Source organism: Mesorhizobium sp. C268A, from assembly GCF_040324475.1.
Taxonomy (GTDB): Bacteria; Pseudomonadota; Alphaproteobacteria; order Rhizobiales; family Rhizobiaceae; genus Mesorhizobium.
Genome location: NZ_JAMYVX010000001.1, coordinates 3962095 through 3978101, shown reverse-complemented (window position 1 = coordinate 3978101; position 16007 = coordinate 3962095). Strand labels below are relative to the sequence as shown.

Genomic DNA, 16007 nt, shown 5'->3' with positions numbered 1-16007 from the left:
CATTCCGGCACTTTGCGCGAGGGCGTGGCTCGAGCCCTATTGCAGCTCGTCGTTCAGATCCCCGTCTTCGTCGGGGCTGGCGCAACTCGCATCGCCTTCCCTACAATTGGCGCCCGCGGTGAGCTGTTTGATGCGCTGGTCCGTCAGTTCGGTCAGGCATTGTGAAACCTCCATCGGATGGATGGAGCCGCCCTCGCTGTCTGTCGTCGTGTAGGCGCATTCGGCGTCGCGGAAGGCGATCCAGGCGCGTTGCGCGACCTGCAGCAGCTTCCTGCCCTTGTCGTCGTTGCGACCGACGAGATCCTTGTAGGCCTGGTTGAGCTTGGCATCGGCGGCCCGATAGTCCTCGCCGGCGCAGATGTTCATCATCTGCTGGCTGTCGTCGTTGCGGTCGCATTCCTGCGCCTGCGCGATGGAGGCGGCTGCCATAACGGCAAGGCTCGCGGACACAAACAACAGGCGCATAGAGGTCTCCAAATCGGCTTGCGGGTGCCGCACCATTCCAGCCCGCCTTCGGCCGCGCAATGGCGTGGAGCCGAGATGGCGGATATTTGATGGCCAAAGCCATTCTCGGCCTCTATCCAGCACGCTTGCGGTTGACACGGGCAAGGCTCCTCGTTTATGAGCCACCGCAAGTTCAAAGGCGCGCTTTTCAGGCGCGCCTTAATAATTCGGCCCGGACAGGGCCCAGACCGACGGGCAAGACCATGAAGATCAAGAATTCGCTCAAGGCGCTGAAGGCGCGTCACCGCGACAACCAGCTGGTTCGCCGCAAGGGCCGCGTCTACATCATCAACAAGACCGCTCCACGCTACAAGGCGCGCCAGGGCTGAGTGTTCGGCCGGAGGCTCGTTGCCTCCGTCCATACGATGGTAATTGCCTAGTTCCAGGCACTTTCACGCTAATTTCAGTTTGACGATCCGCCGTCCGGGGTTAGATTCCGGCGATGCGGATTCTTTTTGCATTTTTGGCCACCCTCTTTCTTTTCGGCGTCGCTCCGGCGTCGGCGGACGATCCGCCGGCAAAGCCGCCGGTTGCCCTGACCAGGGAAGCCAGGCTCGACCAACTGTTTGCCGAGCTGAAGCGCGAGCGCAACGAAAAGGCGGCCGAGCGCATCGCCGGGCGCATCTGGGGCGAATGGTTCCAGTCCGGCAGCGCCTCGATCGACCTGATGATGCAATGGTCGCAAAAGGCGATTGACGACCAGAAGTTCGACGTCGCCCTCGACTTCCTCGACCAGGTCGTCATCCTGCAGCCAAAATATGCCGAAGGCTGGAACCGGCGCGCCACCGTCCATTACATGATGAAGAATTTCGGGAAGTCGATGTCCGACATCGACCAGACGCTGCAGCTGGAACCACGCCATTTCGGCGCGCTTTCCGGCCTGGCCCAGATCATGGCCGCCACCGGCCACAAGCAATCGGCGCTCGAAGCCTGGCAGAAGGTGCTTACCATCTATCCGATGATGCGCAGCGCCCAGGACCAGGTCGCGGCAATTTCGGAAGAGCTTGCCGGCGAAGGAATTTGATTAGGCAGTAGGAATTAGGGATTAGTGAGTAGTCAGTAGAGAAGATTGGTCGAGACGCCACTTCCCTACTCCCTAGAACTTATCCCCCTCCACCCCCGTATCTCCGCGCATGAACCTCATTTACGCCGCCTGTGCTTTGCTCCTCGCGCTCGTCTTTGCCCTGGCCGGTGTCACCCGGGCCGGCGCGTGGCTGATCGAGTGGCGCAACCCGCCGGCCGGCGAATTTGCCGACATCGACGGCACCCGCATCCACTATGTCCACGTGCCGGCTCCGCAAAATGCAGAGCTGCCGGCCATCGTCTTCATCCACGGCGCCAGCGCCAATCTTAGGGATCAGATGCTGCCGATCAGGCCTTTGCTCGAAGGCCGCGCCGAGATGGTTTTCCTCGACCGGCCGGGCTTCGGCTGGTCGGCACGCGGCCCCGGCAACAATGAGAGCCCGTCGGCGCAGGCCGACACCATCGCCAGCCTGATGGACCGTCTCGGCATCCACAATGCGATCATCGTCGGCCATTCGTTTGGCGGCGTGATCACCGCCGCCTTTGGCCGCGAACACCCGGAGAAGACGCTCGGGCTGGTCTTTCTGTCGCCGGTCAGCCACCCCTGGCCGGGCGGCGCGACCGCCTGGTACTACAAGCTGACCGCCACCCCATCATCGGCTGGCTGTTCTCGGAGACATTGACCTATCCGGCAGGCACGCTGCAGATGGACAGCGCCACGGCCTGCGTGTTTTCTCCCAACAAGGTGCCGGAAGGCTATGTCGGCAATGCCTCGATTCCGCTGGTGCTGCGTCCCGGCGCTTTCCGCGCCAACGCCATCGATGTCGCCGGCCTCTACGACTATACGCTGAAGGCCGCGCCGCATTACCGCGACATCACAGCGCCGACGATCGTCATCACGGGCGACCGCGACAAGGTGGTCTATGCCTCGATCCATTCGGTCGGCCTGGTCAGGGACATCCCCGGCGCCGAACTGATCTGGGTCCACAATCTGGGCCACAAGCCGGATTGGATCGCCTCCGACCTCGTCGTCGGCGCGATCGAGAAAGTCGCCGGCAAGGACGTCGACCTGCAGGCAATGGCAAAAACCGTGGAAGCGCGGATCGCCGGCGACGCCTACAACGATGCACAGTGCCCCGACATTACGGTGCCCGACGCGCAACTCGCCCCGACGTGACGGCCGCATGTATGTCCTGAAGCACGGAATCAAGAAAAACCCCGAAGCGTTCTGGGCGCTACCGGATCGCATCTTCTTCGGCTACGGCGCCTGCCACATCCTTGCGGGCACCTTCCTCAGCCATCCTCCCCTGGACGGATTCTACGGCGAACGGATCATTCCGGGCGAGGATTTCTACGGCAACCATATCTATATGACGAACGGCGTGATCGCCTTCGACTATCACGGCTATTCCAGCCGAGAGCGGCTTCTGCAGCACCACGGAAGGGGATGGGCTTCGCATAGCGCAGGCTGGCACTGCACGCTGGAAAGGGTCGATTTCGACCTGCTCGACACCGCCGACCTCAACCGGCGAAAGATGCGCGGCCCGGATCAGTATCTCTATGACCCAATCCCTCGCGCACACCGCTTCCTTCAGCGTATCGATCACGCCGAAGGTGCGGCAAGAGCGCTGCGAACTGTGATGAGTTGAAGCCTCTGTCAACCTATGTTGCGGGTGGCCTGCACGTCCGACCCGACATAGGCGATGCGCAGCATGTTGGTCGAACCCGGCGTCCTCAGCGGCACGCCCGCCGTGATGATGACGCGGTCGCCCGGCTGACCGAACCCCTCTTCGAAAGCGATGCGGCAGGCGCGGTCGACCATGTCGTCGAGGTCGCTGGCGTCGGGCGAGACGACGCAATGCGTGCCCCACAAGAGCGACAGCCGCCGCGCCGTGTTGAGGATCGGCGACAGCGCGATGATCGGCACTTGCGGCCGCTCGCGCGCGGCGCGCAGGCCCGTGGTGCCCGACGCCGTATAGGTGATGATCGCCGACAGTTTCAGCGTCTCCGCAATCTCGCGGGCGGCGAGCGAAATGGCGTCGGCGCCGGTTGCTTCCGGTTCCGAGCGCTGCGCGTTGATGATGCCGGCATAGGTCGGGTCGGTCTCGACCTTGGTGGCGATGCGGTTCATCATCGCCACCGCCTCGACCGGATAGGCGCCGGCAGCGGATTCGGCTGAAAGCATGATGGCGTCGGCGCCCTCGAACACGGCGATCGACACGTCGGACACCTCGGCGCGGGTCGGCACCGGCGCGGTGATCATCGATTCCAGCATCTGCGTGGCGACCACCACCGGCTTGCCGGCGCGGCGCGCGGCGCGCGTGATCTGCTTCTGGATGCCGGGCACCGCTTCCAGCGGCATTTCCACACCGAGATCGCCGCGGGCGACCATCAGCGCGTCGGAGAGTTCGATGATTTCGGCCAGCCGGGCGACGGCCTGCGGCTTTTCAATCTTGGCCATGATCAGTGCCCGGCCGCGCGCGATCTTGCGGGCTTCCGCCAAATCCTCTGGCCGCTGCACGAAGGACAGCGCCACCCAGTCGACGCTTTCCGCCAGCACCGCATCGAGGTCCTTGCGGTCCTTTTCGGTCAGCGCACCGACCGGCAGGTCGGTGTCGGGCAGGCTGACGCCCTTCTTGTCGGAAATGGTGGTGCCGGCGACGACGGTGCAGGTGATAGACTTGCCGTCGCTCTTCACCGCCCTGAGCTCCAGCTTGCCGTCATCGATCAACAGACGGTGGCCGGCCTCGACCGAGCTAAGGATTTCGGGATGCGGCAGGTAGACCCGGGTCGACGTGCCGGGCTCGGGATTGTTGTCGAGGGTGAAGGTCTGGCCCGGCGTCAGAACCTCCTTGCCGTTGGCGAACTTGCCGACGCGCAGCTTCGGTCCCTGCAAATCGGCCAGGATGCCGATCGGACGGCCGACCTTTTCCTCGACCGCGCGGATGCGGCCGACCAGCGTGCGCATCAGCTCGTGATCGGTGTGGCTCATATTGATGCGGAAGACATCGGCGCCGGCTTCGAACAGCTTCTGCAGCATCTCCTCGGACGAGGAGGCAGGACCGATGGTGGCGAGGATCTTGACCTTGCGGCTACGTCTCATTGACTGTTTGTTCCCGGGGCGGCTGGAGCGCCTCCCGTTGTGGACTCATCGGTCAGCTGGACCATCCAGCTTGCCTGCTCGCCCGTGTCATATTCCTGGAATCCGGCGCGCTGGAAGCCCCGGGCGACGCAATCGGTAACGCCGGCAATCTTGAATTCTTTTTCGGCCACGCACATGTTGATCGGGCCATCCCAGCGCCCGCCGCGCTCGGCGTCTTCTGCATAAAGATAGTAAAACCTCGATGACAGCGGACCTTCGATCAGCGTCTTGCAGCTCGATCCTTCGATGTGCCACCACCCCTCGGTGATCCAGCCTGCCTTGGCGCGGTAGCCGATGCCGACGCCGACCAGGTTCTGCGTGGCGTTGCAGACGCGGAAATCGGCGCGGGCGGGCGAAGCCGCGACCAGCGCGGTGAGCCCTAGCGTCAGGGTCAGGAGCTGCACGGCAAAGGCGGTGCGCGCACGCGGCCTGCCGGCGGAACCCATCCCGAAACCCCTCAATAACGTCATCTGCATCTCTCAACGCCCCTTTTCGGAAAAGTCCGGGCGCATGTCAACGCGCCGTTCTGTCCAATTCCAATCGATTTAGAAAGGCCCCCGACACGCGATCTGCCGCGCGTCACAGGATTTTCGCAGAAACCGTGGCCAAACAACGGCATTGCGCAACAATCCTCTTCGTGGGAATGACGGTACCACCCTCCCCGGAAGCCAGCGAACAGACCTTTCCAGCCAATGACCCGATCCACAGTTTTCGCGCCTTTCGATATCGTCGAAGGCGACCGCAAGCGAGGCATCGTGCTTGTCGCCGACCATGCCCGCCGCGACCTGCCGGAGGAGTATGGCAGTCTCGGCCTGCCGGCGGCGGAACTCGATCGCCATATCGCCTACGACATCGGTGTCGAGACGGTGACGCGCGAACTGGCCGCAGCGCTCGACGTGCCGGCGGTGATCGCCAATTTTTCGCGGCTGCTGATCGATCCCAATCGCGGCGAGGACGACCCGACGCTGATCCGCCAGCTCTATGACGGCACCGTCGTGCCGGGAAACTATCCCATGGCACCGGCCGAACGCGAAAGGCGGCTCGACGGCTTCTACCGGCCTTATCAGGACGCGGTCGGCGCCATGATCGCGTCGGTGGCGCACGCCTCAGGCAAAGCGCCGTTCATCTTCTCCGTACACTCCTTCACCCCTGTCATGCAGGGCTTCATCCGCCCTTGGCATGTCGGCATATTGTGGGACCTCGACGACCGCGTGGCGCGGCCGCTGATCGACATGCTGGCGCAGGATAAAAACCTCGTCGTCGGCGACAATGAACCCTATGACGGCGCGTTGCGCGGCGACACCATGTTCAAGCACGCCATCGTCAACGGCTTTGCCCATGCGCTGATCGAGATCCGCCAGGACCTGATATCAGACCGCAAGGGGGCGCTGGCCTGGACGGAACGGCTGGCGCCGATCGTTGACGCCATCGACCGCCGTCCCGATATACATCAGGTGAAGATGTTCGGCTCGCGCACCGGGCCGCTGTGAGGATCCAAGGCAATGACCGAACTCAGCGATGACCAGAAACGCGATTTCGAGGCCGCGGCCTTCCGCCGGCTGGTCGATCATCTGCGCGAGCGCAGCGATGTGCAAAACATCGACCTGATGAACCTCGCCGGCTTCTGCCGCAACTGCCTGTCGAACTGGTATCGCGAAGCGGCCGAGGCTGAGGGCGTCGATCTCGGCAAGGATCAGTCGCGCGAATCGTCTACGGCATGCCCTATGCGCAATGGCAGGCGCTGAACCAGACCGAGGCTTCGGACGCCAAGAAAGCGGAGTTCGAGGCAAGACGGCCGAGGGATCACTGAAGTAGCGCGCGGTTCACAGGATTGACGTCGGCGGGACAGCGCCTAACGGTTTCCCCTTAGATGTGGCCCACAAGCTTTTCGCAGCCAAGCGCTTGACGAGAAATTGAATCGATCTAATTTGCCGCGCAAAGCCATTCCTTGACCGGATTCGGGCCATGAACGCGCAAGACACCATGCAGAGAGCCATTCGCGGGCGATGGGCCGTAGCAGCGATATTCCTCGCCAACGGCTTCCTGACCGGCAGCTGGGCGCCGCAGATTCCGGTGTTCCTGACCCGGCTCGACATCTCGAAATTCACCCTCGGTCTGCTGATCCTTCTGTTCGGCGTCGGCGCGGTCGCGGCCATGAGCTGGTGCGGCCATCTGATCTCCAGGCATGGCTCGCGCACCGTGTTGCGCTGGTTCGGCCTGTGCGGCAGCCTCGGCCTGCTGGTCGTGGCGCTGGCGCCCAACGTCCCGCTGGCGGCGATCGCCATGATCATCTTCGGCGGCTCGATCGGCGGCATGGATGTCGCCATGAACGCCAATGCGGTGGTGGTCGAGCGCCGGCTCTCCCGCGCCATCATGTCGTCGTCGCACGGCTTCTGGAGCCTCGGCGGTTTCGCCGGCGGCGGTCTGGGCGGTTACGCCATCCAGACTTACGGCCACCTCGCCCATGCGGCTGTAGTCACGGTCATTGCTTTTGCCGTCATTGCCGTGGCGGTCGGCTACCTCATCGCCGAGCACAAGCCGCATGCCGCCGAACATCACAAATTTGCGCTGCCGGCCAACCCGCTGGTCTATCTTGTCGGGCTCATGGCGCTGCTGACGATGATTTCCGAGGGCGCCGTGCTCGACTGGGCAGCGCTTTATCTCAGGCAGGAGCTCGGCGCCGACCTCGCCATCGCCGGCCTTGCCTACGCCGCCTTCTCCGGCGTCATGGCTGTCATGCGCTTTTTCGGTGACGGCGTGCGCAACCGCTTCGGCGCGGTGGCGACGCTGCGCGGCTCGGCGGTGGTCGCCGCCGCCGGCATGCTGGTCGCCGGCCTGTCGCCTTCGCCCTGGATCGCCATCGCGGCTTTTGCCCTGTGCGGCTTCGGCATCGCCAACATGGTGCCGATCATCTTCTCGGCAGGCGGCAATCAGGAAGGCATGTCGTCGGGCACCGGCATGAGCGTCGTCACCACCATGGGCTATTCCGGCATATTGGTGGCGCCGTCGGCGATCGGCTTCGTCGCCGAGCATTCCAGCTTCGGGCCGATCTTCGTCGCCATGTCGGGGCTGTTGATCGTCGTGCTTTTGATGGCCGGGCTCGCTCACCGCGCCGAATTCGCGGCCGCCCCCGCCGAATAGCGCTTCAGCTCCTCGTAGAGGAAATCCGCTACGCGGCGGATGCGCACGCTGGTGCGCACGTCGCGATGCATGGCCAGCCACACCGGCAGGCTGGGCAGTGGCAGGCCGAGCAGCAGTTTCTCCAGCGACGGGTCGCTGTCGGCCAGCGGCTCCTGGCCAAGACCGACGCCGTTTCCCGCCCGCAGCGCTTCCCACAGAACGATCTGGTTGTCGGCCCTGAAGCGGAAGCTGCTTCGGGTGACGGGGATGCCGGCCTGGGTAAAGCCCCGGATCATCTCGTCGCTGCGGTCGAAGCCGATCAGCGGATGGTCGAGAAGGTCGGCGGGCTTGAGCGGGCGGCCGTACGTGTCGAGATAGGATTTAGCCGCGCAGCAGCAGAGCTTGATATCGCAGACCTTGCGCGCCGTCAGCTCGTTCTGCGCCGGCTTGACCATGCGGATGGCGATATCGGCATCCCTTCGCAGCAGGTTCTCGACCTGGTTCGAGGCGACGATCTCGACCTCGATGCCGGGTTCCTCGATGCCGAGCCGCGCCGTCATCCTCGGCAGCACATAGGCCGCCACCACCTCGCTGGCGGCAATGCGCACCGTGCCTTCGATCGCCTCGACCGAGCCCAATGCCAGTAGTGAGAACGCGCTCGCCTGCTCGCTCACCGCCTTGCCGCGTTCGAACAGCGTGGCGCCTGCTTCCGTCAGCGCATAGCCGCGCCGCCCGCGCCGGAACAAGGTGACGCCCAACGCCTGTTCGAGCTCACCGATGTGACGCCCGAGCGTCGGTTGGCTGGCCGACAGTTTGCGCGCCGCGGCCGACAGACTGCCGGTCTCCGCCACGGTAACGAAACTCTTGATCAGGTTCCAATCGATATCTTCCATTCATTTATGAATAACAAAGCTGCATCCACAGTCAATTTTCATTCGCATATGGAGGCATCATATTCGCCGTGCAAACACATACACGGAGAAGAAAATGACCAAGATCGCAATTCTGGGGGCCAATGGCCGGCTCGGCCGCGTGGTTGGCAAAGCCTTCATCGACGCCGGCTTCGATGTCCGCGCCGTCACCCGCACCGGCAAGGTCCCGGCCGAACTCAAGGGCGCCACCGCCGTCGCCGGCGATGCGCTCGACCGCGAGGCGCTGATCCGCGCCACGCAAGGCGTCGACATCATCTTCAACGGCCTCAACCCGATCTACACCGATTGGAGCAAATGCCTGCCGATGGCGGAAAACGTCGTGGCCGCCTGCCATGCCAATGGCGCGCTGCATCTCTTCCCCGGCACCGTCTATAATTACGGCTCGCCGATGCCTCAGCTCGTCGCCGAAGACACGCCGTTCCGCCCGACGACCGAGAAGGGCCGCATCCGCTGCGCCATGGAAGCGCTGTTTCGCCGCGAGGCCGATGCCGGTCGCGTCCGCACCATCATCCTGCGCGCCGGCGATTTCTTCGGCGGCACGGGCAGCGGTTCATGGTTCGACCTCGTCGTCGCCGCCAAGATGAACAAGGGCGTCTACACCGCGCCCGGCCCGGCCAACCTCGTGCATGAATGGGCCTATTTGCCGGACTTCGCCGTCGGCTTCGTCGGCGTGGCGCGCAACCTGGACAAGCTCGGCATCTATGAGGCGCTCAACTTCCCCGGCCACGCCGTCACCGACATGGACATAAAGGCCGCGGCCGAGAAAGCGTTGGGACGTCCGCTGAAACTGACCTTCATGCCTTGGTGGGTGCTGCGCGCCGGCAGCCCGTTCGTGGCGATGTGGCGCGAGATCGTCTCGATGTCCTATCTGCGCTTCGAACCGCACCGGCTCGTGTCCGACCGGCTGGCAAGCATCATCGGCGAAGTCCCGCACACGCCGCTGGACGAGGCCGTGGCCGAGGCATTGAAGGACATCGGCATCAGCCTCGACAATGCAAAAGACGCCGCTTAAATGCATGTCGCCCAGAAGTGTGCGCGGTTCTGGGACAACGACATGCATCAAAACAAAGACTTTAGACAAAAATCTCTCTCGCGGTGCTGGCCCAATCGCTGGAAATCAGCAACCGGATGGTCATTATGAGGAGACTGTTTATAACGGTCGGCGAGATCACCATCACCAAGGGGAGACGATGCGTTACATACGTCCGCTTTCAATCGAAGACGCCGTTGGCCTGCTGGCCGACGCTTCCGGCACATCAGCCATTCTCGCTGGAGGCAGTGACCTCCTCGTTCGGATGAAGGGCGGGTTTGTCGATCCCGACCTGATCGTCGACATCAAGGCGATCGAGGGCTTGAGCGAGATCAGGGAGACGGCCGACGGCTTCAGCATCGGCGCCACCGTCCCCTGCGCCGTCCTGGGCGAGAGCTCGGTTCTGAAGAAGGCCTGGCCCGGTGTCGTCGAAGCGTCGAAGCTGATCGGCTCGAAACAGGTCCAGGGCCGCTGCACCATCGTTGGCAATCTGTGCAACGCATCGCCGGCCGCCGACAGCGTCCCGGCCTTGGTGGCCGCCGCCGCAAAGGCCGTGGTTGCCGGTCCGTCGGGCAAGCGCACCATTCCGGTCGAGGCTGTGCCGATCGGGCCTGGCAAGACATCGCTCACCAAGGGTGAGATCGTCGAGGCGATCCTGCTCGACAAGCGCGCGCCGCGTTCGGGCGACGCCTACCTCAGATTCATCCCGCGCACCGAGATGGACATCGCGGTGGTGAGCGCCGGCGTGAACCTGACGCTCGACGAGCATGGCGTCATAACAGCCGCCCGCGTCGCGCTGGGCGCCGCGGCCCCGACCGTGCTTCTGGTTGAAGAAGCAGCCGAGGCCCTCATCGGCCGGAAGCTGGACGAGGCGGCACTTGAGCGGCTCGCCAAGATCTGCGCCGGGGCCTGCCGCCCCATCGACGACAAGCGCGGCACCATCGAGTTCAGACGAAAAGTTGCGGGCGTGCTGGCCGGACGGGCCGCGACGACCGCCTACGCACGCGCAGGAGGCAAATGATGGCCGGTGTAGCAGTTTCAACGACAATCAACGGCGACAGCGTCGAATACCTTTGCCAGCCCGACGAGACGTTGCTCGACGTCCTGCGCGACCGGCTCGGGCTGACCGGCGCCAAGGAAGGCTGCGGCACCGGCGACTGCGGCGCCTGCTCGATCATCCTCAACGACCGGCTCGTCTGCTCGTGCCTTGTGCTCGGCGCTGAAGCCGAAGGCCGGCATATCGAAACCGTCGAGGGCATGGCGCATGGCGATCAGTTGCATCCGCTGCAGCAGAAATTCCTCGAGCATGCGGCGCTGCAATGCGGCATCTGCACGCCGGGCTTCCTCATCGCGGCCAAGGACCTTCTGGCCAAGAACCCCGATCCTACCGAGGAAGAAATCCGCTTCGGCCTCGCCGGCAACCTCTGCCGCTGCACCGGCTACGACAAGATCGTGCGCGCGGTCCAGGACGCGGCCAATGTGATGAAGGGAGCGCACGCATGAACTTCGATCCACGCTTTTCGGGCCGCAAATTCTCCTCCGTCGGCACGCGGCCCATCCGTCCCGACGGCGTCGACAAGGTGACCGGACGCGCCCGCTACGGCGCCGACTTCAACATGGCGGGACAGCTGGTCGGGCGTGTCCTGCGCAGCCCGCATGCGCATGCCAGGATCCTCAAGATCGACACTTCGAAAGCGGAAAAGCTCCCCGGCGTGAAAGCGGTGATCACCGCCGCCGACCTGCCCGATCTCACCGATGGCGATGCCGCCATGTACGACGTCCTCGACAATTGCATGGCGCGCGGCAAGGCGCTCTATGACGGCCACGCCGTGGCCGCGGTCGCCGCCGTCGATGCCCGCACGGCCAGGCAGGCGCTGAAGCTCATCGAGGTCGAATACGAGCTGTTGCCGCATGTCACCGATGTCGACGAGGCGATGAAGCACACCGCGCCGTTGATCAACGACACGATCTTCACCGAGGGTCTCGAGGAAAAGCCGGTCAAGCCGTCCAACGTCACCAAGCGCAGCCAGTTCGGCCATGGCGATGTCCATCAGGGTTTCGGCCACGCCGATGTCATCGTCGAGCGTTCCTTCAAGACCGAGCAGACGCATCAGGGCTATATCGAGCCGCATGCCTGCGTGGCGAGCGTCTCGTCCGACGGCACCGCCGACCTCTGGGTCTGCACGCAGGGCCATTTCGTCTACCGCCAGCATTGCGCGCAACTGCTCGGGCTGGAAGCCTCGAAGCTGCGTGTCACCTCGTCGGAAATCGGCGGCGGCTTCGGCGGCAAGACCCATGTCTGGGCCGAACCGGTGGCGCTGGCGCTGTCGCGCAAGGCCGGTCGGCCGGTGAAGCTCGTCATGACCCGCGACGAGGTGTTCCGCGCCTCGGGTCCGACAAGCGCGACCTCGATCGACGTCAAGATCGGCGCCCGCAAGGACGGCACCATCACCGCCGCCGAGGCGACGCTGCGCTACACCAGCGGGCCCTATGCCGGGACCTGGGCCGAGATCGGCGCCATGACGGCCTTCGCCTGCTACAAGCTCGATAACGTCCAGACCGTCGGCTTCGAAGTGCTGGTCAACCGGCCGAAGACCGCGGCCTATCGCGCGCCCTCCGCGCCGATGGCGGCATTCGCGGTGGAAAGTGCAGTCGATGAGCTGGCCAAGGAACTCGGCATGGACCCGGTCGAGTTCCGCATCAAGAACGCCGCGCAGGAAGGCACAAGGTCTTCCTATGGCCCGGTCTACGGCCCGATCGGCATCGGTCCGACGCTGGAAGCGGCCAAGCACCATCCGCACATGAAGGCCCCGCTGGGCAAGAACCAGGGCCGCGGCATGGCCTGCGGCTTCTGGTTCAACTTCGGCGGCCAGACCTGCGTGGATCTGAACATCGGCATGGACGGCTCGGTGTCGCTGGCCGTCGGCACGGTGGACGTAGGCGGCTCGCGCGCCTCGCTGTCGCTGGTGGCGGCGGAGGAGCTCGGCATCGACTATGCCCAGCTCAAGGCGGTGGTCGCCGACACGTCCTCGCTTGGCTACAACGACATGACCGACGGCAGCCGCGGCACCTTCTCGTCCTCGATGGCGACCATCTCGGCCGCCCGCAACGCCATCAAGATCCTGCGTGAGCGCGCCGCCCAGACGTGGGACATCCCCGTCGACGACGTGGTCTGGGAAAACGGCCACGCCATCGCCAAGGGCGAAAAATACGGCAATCTTGCAGCCCTGTCGCTGAAGGAGATCGCCGCCGCTTCCGGCAAGACCGGCGGGCCGATCGCCGGCCACAGCGAACTCGTCGCCGACGGCGCCGGCGTCTCCTTCGCCACCCATATATGCGACATCGAGGTCGACCCCGATACCGGCTCGACCAGGGTGATCCGCTACACGGTGATCCAGGATGCCGGCAAGGCGGTGCACCCGACCTATGTCGAGGGCCAGTACCAGGGCGGTGCGGCGCAAGGCATCGGCTGGGCGCTCAACGAGGAGTATATCTACGGCAAGGACGGGCGTCTCCAGAACGCCGGCTTCCTCGACTATCGCATCCCGGTCTGCTCGGACCTGCCGATGATCGACACGCAGATCCTCGAGATACCTAATCCCAACCACCCCTATGGCGTGCGCGGCGTCGGCGAAACCTCGATCGTGCCGCCGCTGGCGGCGATCGCCAATGCCGTCTCCAACGCAGCCGGCGTGCGCATGACCCACATCCCGATGTCGCCGCCACGGGTTCTCGCCGCGATCGAGGCGGAACGGGGAGGCTAGGGCAAAATGAGGTTCTTGCCCTAATGGTCGAAGTGACGCTCTGGGGCGCGCTGGGCCAGCTCGCCGGCGGCCAGAGCAAGGTCGAGGTCGAGGCCAAGGACATCAGGGAGCTGTTCAGGAAACTGGCTGAACAGTATCCCGGCATCGAGCCCTGGATCGAGAAGGGCATCGCGGTGGCCATTGACGGGACGATTTATCGCGATACGTGGTCGAAGGAACTGCCGCCGGGGGCGGAGATTTTTCTGCTGCCGCGGCTGGCTGGGGGGTGAAGTGGGGTGTCGCCCTACGTCCCAGAGCGGACCGGCATCCTCGGTCTGCGACCTTCAAGTGCAGGTCGGTCCTCGCCTAGATACCAGTTTTGCTGACCGCGTCTTATCGGCGGCGGGTTGGCCAATAATCCAGAGAACCTGATCCGCTGGATTACTATCGGCAAGGGACATCAGTCCGCACACCGCTCTGAAGTGACTCGAGCGGGTCACCGTTTGACGGACAACACCGGCCCCTTTCTGGAGAGGCCGGCTATCGTTGATCCAGGATCATCAAGCTAGGTTTGGCGCTGAGACGTATCGGAAATACGTTCGCGCACGGCATGCTCGGTCTTGTCTGCTGTGGACTTCACGATCTCGCCGAGCTGATCGGCTATCGTGTCTGCTTCCATATCTTGCCGGCCAGCTTCCTGCTTGATGGTCTCATAGGCTTCGGCGGCGACCTGCTTGGCCTCATCGAGGCCCCTATTGAGCAAAGTTTCGGCGGAATCGCGAAGCTTGTCGCCATAGGCGCCTAGTTGCTCGTCCTCCGTTGCGGTATGGGGCAGCATTGCACCTATAGCGGCGCCGATGGCGAGACCGACGGCCGCTACGGCCAAGGGTTGGTCCTCCAACAGATCTTGCGCGGAGCGGCTGGCTTTCGCCGCCATGTCCCCAGTCGTCGAGCTTGCATTGGCAGCGCTTCCCGTCAGACCCGCCGCAGCGGCTCTTGCGGTGCTCGATATGGTGTCGCCGACGCTGGCAGCGCTCGAGGAGAGCGATTCCGCGGCGTCGGAGAGCGTGCCGCCCAAGCCGCCGCGCTCCCCTGCTACATCATGTCGTCCCGGCGCTGAAGGCAATGGATAGCCAGCCGAACGGTGGGCTGTGTTTGAGGTACCGCTGCCGAACATCAGCCAGGCCAGACCTGCGCCCACCATGGTGACCGGCAAAGGATTGTCTCGGACCTGCGTTCTGAGATTTCTGAGCATGGCCGCGCTCTCCCCTCCCGAGAACAGCCCGGTGAACTCATCCAGCAATTGTCCAGGCGTCATCTTGCCTCGAATGGATTCGGCGGTCTCCATCACCCGAGCGCGAGCAGCCTCGGCCTCGCGTTCAAGTTCGGCTGCGGATTTCTCGTTCATCTCACCTGTTCCTTAATCGCGCTCGCGTCGCGCTTGAGCTGTCCCTGGGTCCGGTCGGGGGTAAGTTCCGAAGGCGCCATGCTGGCCGTCCCCGTCCGCAGCAGGATGACGCCGAGGACCGCCACGACCACACCGACCAGCAGGGAAGACCATCCCGCGCCAAGCCCTGCCCGCGTCAGTGCGATAATGAGCGCCTGCAGCAACACCAAGAGCGCGGCGAGCAGGCAAATCGCGCCGCCCAGCACTTCCGCGGCACCTGCTCCGGCTTTGGTAAGCTTTTCAGAGAGCTCGGCCCGAAACAGCCTCGCCTCGGTTTGCACCAGAGTGGTGACATTCTGGGCCAAATCGGTGACTAGCCCGGCAAGGCTGGGATTGTCCTGGTTGTTCATCTGTCCTGCTCCGCGATCTGCGTGGCCCCATCATCGCCGACCACGCCAAAATCTTGTGGACGATCAGCGGACCAACCCTGTGGCTGATCGGTGTGTGATTTGAGGCCTCCCGGAGCGGCCTCAGAATCGGGCCTTGCCGGCGGAGAAGCCTTGATGAACCGCCCGAGAGCCAATCCGGCCAACACCGATCCCGCAAGCAGGACACCGGGATTTTGCCGGCCGAAGGACTGGACGTCATCAAGGACTTGGCTAAAGGGCTTCTGTTTCAAGGACGATGAAAGCCGCTCAAGGCCACTGGCAGCATCCAAAGCGAACTTCGATGCGTTCCTTTCATCGTTGCTGGCAAGGTGATCGCTGGCCGCTCGCAGTGCACCACCCAACGCCGCCAAGCTCGATCCGATGTCGCGCTGCGCCTCCTCCGCCTTGTCGGAGATGACCTGCGTGGCTTCAGATGCATAGTCGCCAGCCTTACGGGTCACCTCGTCCCGCGCGTCGTGAAGCAACTCGCTGGCACGCTCATTTTCCTGGCGAAGTCTTTCGGAGACGTCGCTTTTCGCCTTGTCGAAATCGGTGGGCTGTCCACCCTGATCCTTCTCATGCTGCATGAGGCCACCTAGTGAAAACCGAGGAAGGAGAGGACCGCGAGCACGACGACGATAAGGCCGATAAGATAGATTACACTGTTCATGTGCACGTCCTCCGTAGCTTTCCAACTT

Annotated in this window: 18 protein-coding genes and 1 pseudogene; 12 read left to right on the top strand and 7 right to left on the bottom strand. The window is 63.9% G+C overall.

The features are described 5' to 3' along the window. Nucleotides 1-36: 36 nt before the first annotated feature. Nucleotides 37-465 carry a lysozyme inhibitor LprI family protein gene (locus NKL06_RS19370; protein ID WP_023684031.1) on the bottom strand — a complete coding sequence of 143 codons (429 nt, stop codon included), beginning with the start codon at nt 463-465 and terminating at the stop codon, nt 37-39. Between the two features lie 242 nt (nt 466-707). Between NKL06_RS19370 and ykgO the strand changes: the two genes are divergently transcribed. The 4 genes and pseudogenes from ykgO (at nt 708) to NKL06_RS19350 (ending at nt 3176) form a co-directional block, all read left to right on the top strand. After that, on the top strand, nt 708-833 hold the full coding sequence (gene ykgO / locus NKL06_RS19365; protein WP_006327841.1) for a type B 50S ribosomal protein L36: 126 nt from the start codon (nt 708-710) through the stop codon (nt 831-833). A gap of 113 nt (nt 834-946) precedes the next feature. After that, nucleotides 947-1528, top strand: a complete 582-nt coding sequence (locus tag NKL06_RS19360) for a tetratricopeptide repeat protein (protein ID WP_023690055.1) — start codon at nt 947-949, stop codon at nt 1526-1528. Nucleotides 1529-1637: 109 nt separating this feature from the next. Then, nucleotides 1638-2704: pseudogene (locus NKL06_RS19355) on the top strand (alpha/beta fold hydrolase). Between the two features lie 7 nt (nt 2705-2711). Continuing rightward, nucleotides 2712-3176, top strand: coding sequence for a hypothetical protein (locus tag NKL06_RS19350; RefSeq protein WP_023693638.1), 465 nt, complete (start codon nt 2712-2714; stop codon nt 3174-3176). Nucleotides 3177-3184: 8 nt separating this feature from the next. On the opposite strand, the gene pyk is transcribed toward NKL06_RS19350, so the two are convergent. Continuing rightward, entirely contained in the window at nt 3185-4630 is a 1446-nt protein-coding gene (gene pyk / locus NKL06_RS19345; protein ID WP_023673117.1) for a pyruvate kinase, read from the bottom strand. Continuing rightward, a complete protein-coding gene (locus tag NKL06_RS19340) occupies nt 4627-5115 on the bottom strand; it encodes a DUF1036 domain-containing protein (protein ID WP_023693637.1) in 489 nt (162 codons plus the stop codon). The genes pyk and NKL06_RS19340 overlap by 4 nt, the downstream gene beginning before the upstream one ends. A 246-nt stretch (nt 5116-5361) precedes the next feature. Here NKL06_RS19340 and NKL06_RS19335 point away from each other — a divergent pair, with 246 nt between their 5' ends. From NKL06_RS19335 to NKL06_RS19325, 3 genes are all read left to right on the top strand, one after another. Beyond that, nucleotides 5362-6159, top strand: a complete 798-nt coding sequence (locus NKL06_RS19335) for an N-formylglutamate amidohydrolase (RefSeq protein ID WP_023693636.1) — start codon at nt 5362-5364, stop codon at nt 6157-6159. 12 nt (nt 6160-6171) lie between these two features. Continuing rightward, nucleotides 6172-6414: a DUF1244 domain-containing protein gene (locus NKL06_RS32770; protein WP_502903761.1), complete on the top strand. Its 243-nt coding sequence runs from the start codon at nt 6172-6174 to the stop codon at nt 6412-6414. Nucleotides 6415-6634: 220 nt separating this feature from the next. Beyond that, complete coding sequence (locus NKL06_RS19325; protein WP_023693635.1) at nt 6635-7810, top strand: MFS transporter; 1176 nt, start codon at nt 6635-6637, stop codon at nt 7808-7810. On the opposite strand, the gene NKL06_RS19320 is transcribed toward NKL06_RS19325, so the two are convergent. Continuing rightward, a complete protein-coding gene (locus tag NKL06_RS19320; protein ID WP_023693634.1) occupies nt 7774-8682 on the bottom strand; it encodes a LysR family transcriptional regulator in 909 nt (302 codons plus the stop codon). The genes NKL06_RS19325 and NKL06_RS19320 overlap by 37 nt on opposite strands. Nucleotides 8683-8776: 94 nt before the next feature. Between NKL06_RS19320 and NKL06_RS19315 the strand changes: the two genes are divergently transcribed. The 5 genes from NKL06_RS19315 to NKL06_RS19295 all read left to right on the top strand — a co-directional run bounded on the left by NKL06_RS19315 (nt 8777) and on the right by NKL06_RS19295 (nt 13784). Then, entirely contained in the window at nt 8777-9733 is a 957-nt protein-coding gene (locus tag NKL06_RS19315; protein WP_023693633.1) for an SDR family oxidoreductase, read from the top strand. Nucleotides 9734-9911: 178 nt separating this feature from the next. Further along, nucleotides 9912-10772 (top strand): FAD binding domain-containing protein, encoded by an 861-nt coding sequence (locus NKL06_RS19310; protein WP_023693632.1) that lies wholly within the window; start codon nt 9912-9914, stop codon nt 10770-10772. Beyond that, a complete protein-coding gene (locus NKL06_RS19305; protein ID WP_023693631.1) occupies nt 10772-11254 on the top strand; it encodes a (2Fe-2S)-binding protein in 483 nt (160 codons plus the stop codon). Before NKL06_RS19310 ends, NKL06_RS19305 begins: the two co-directional genes overlap by 1 nt. Beyond that, nucleotides 11251-13515, top strand: a complete 2265-nt coding sequence (locus NKL06_RS19300; protein ID WP_023693630.1) for a xanthine dehydrogenase family protein molybdopterin-binding subunit — start codon at nt 11251-11253, stop codon at nt 13513-13515. Before NKL06_RS19305 ends, NKL06_RS19300 begins: the two co-directional genes overlap by 4 nt. Nucleotides 13516-13538: 23 nt before the next feature. Then, nucleotides 13539-13784 carry a MoaD/ThiS family protein gene (locus tag NKL06_RS19295; RefSeq protein ID WP_023684042.1) on the top strand — a complete coding sequence of 82 codons (246 nt, stop codon included), beginning with the start codon at nt 13539-13541 and terminating at the stop codon, nt 13782-13784. A 275-nt stretch (nt 13785-14059) separates the two neighbouring features. Here the strand turns inward: NKL06_RS19295 and NKL06_RS19290 are convergent, their stop codons facing one another. Genes NKL06_RS19290 through NKL06_RS19280 form a run of 3 tightly spaced genes read right to left on the bottom strand, consistent with a single transcriptional unit; the run spans nt 14060 to nt 15896 of the window. Then, nucleotides 14060-14842, bottom strand: coding sequence for a hypothetical protein (locus NKL06_RS19290; protein ID WP_352580763.1), 783 nt, complete (start codon nt 14840-14842; stop codon nt 14060-14062). A gap of 56 nt (nt 14843-14898) precedes the next feature. After that, entirely contained in the window at nt 14899-15291 is a 393-nt protein-coding gene (locus tag NKL06_RS19285) for a phage holin family protein (RefSeq protein ID WP_023693628.1), read from the bottom strand. Then, complete coding sequence (locus tag NKL06_RS19280; protein WP_023693627.1) at nt 15288-15896, bottom strand: hypothetical protein; 609 nt, start codon at nt 15894-15896, stop codon at nt 15288-15290. Before NKL06_RS19280 ends, NKL06_RS19285 begins: the two co-directional genes overlap by 4 nt. Nucleotides 15897-16007: the final 111 nt, after the last annotated feature.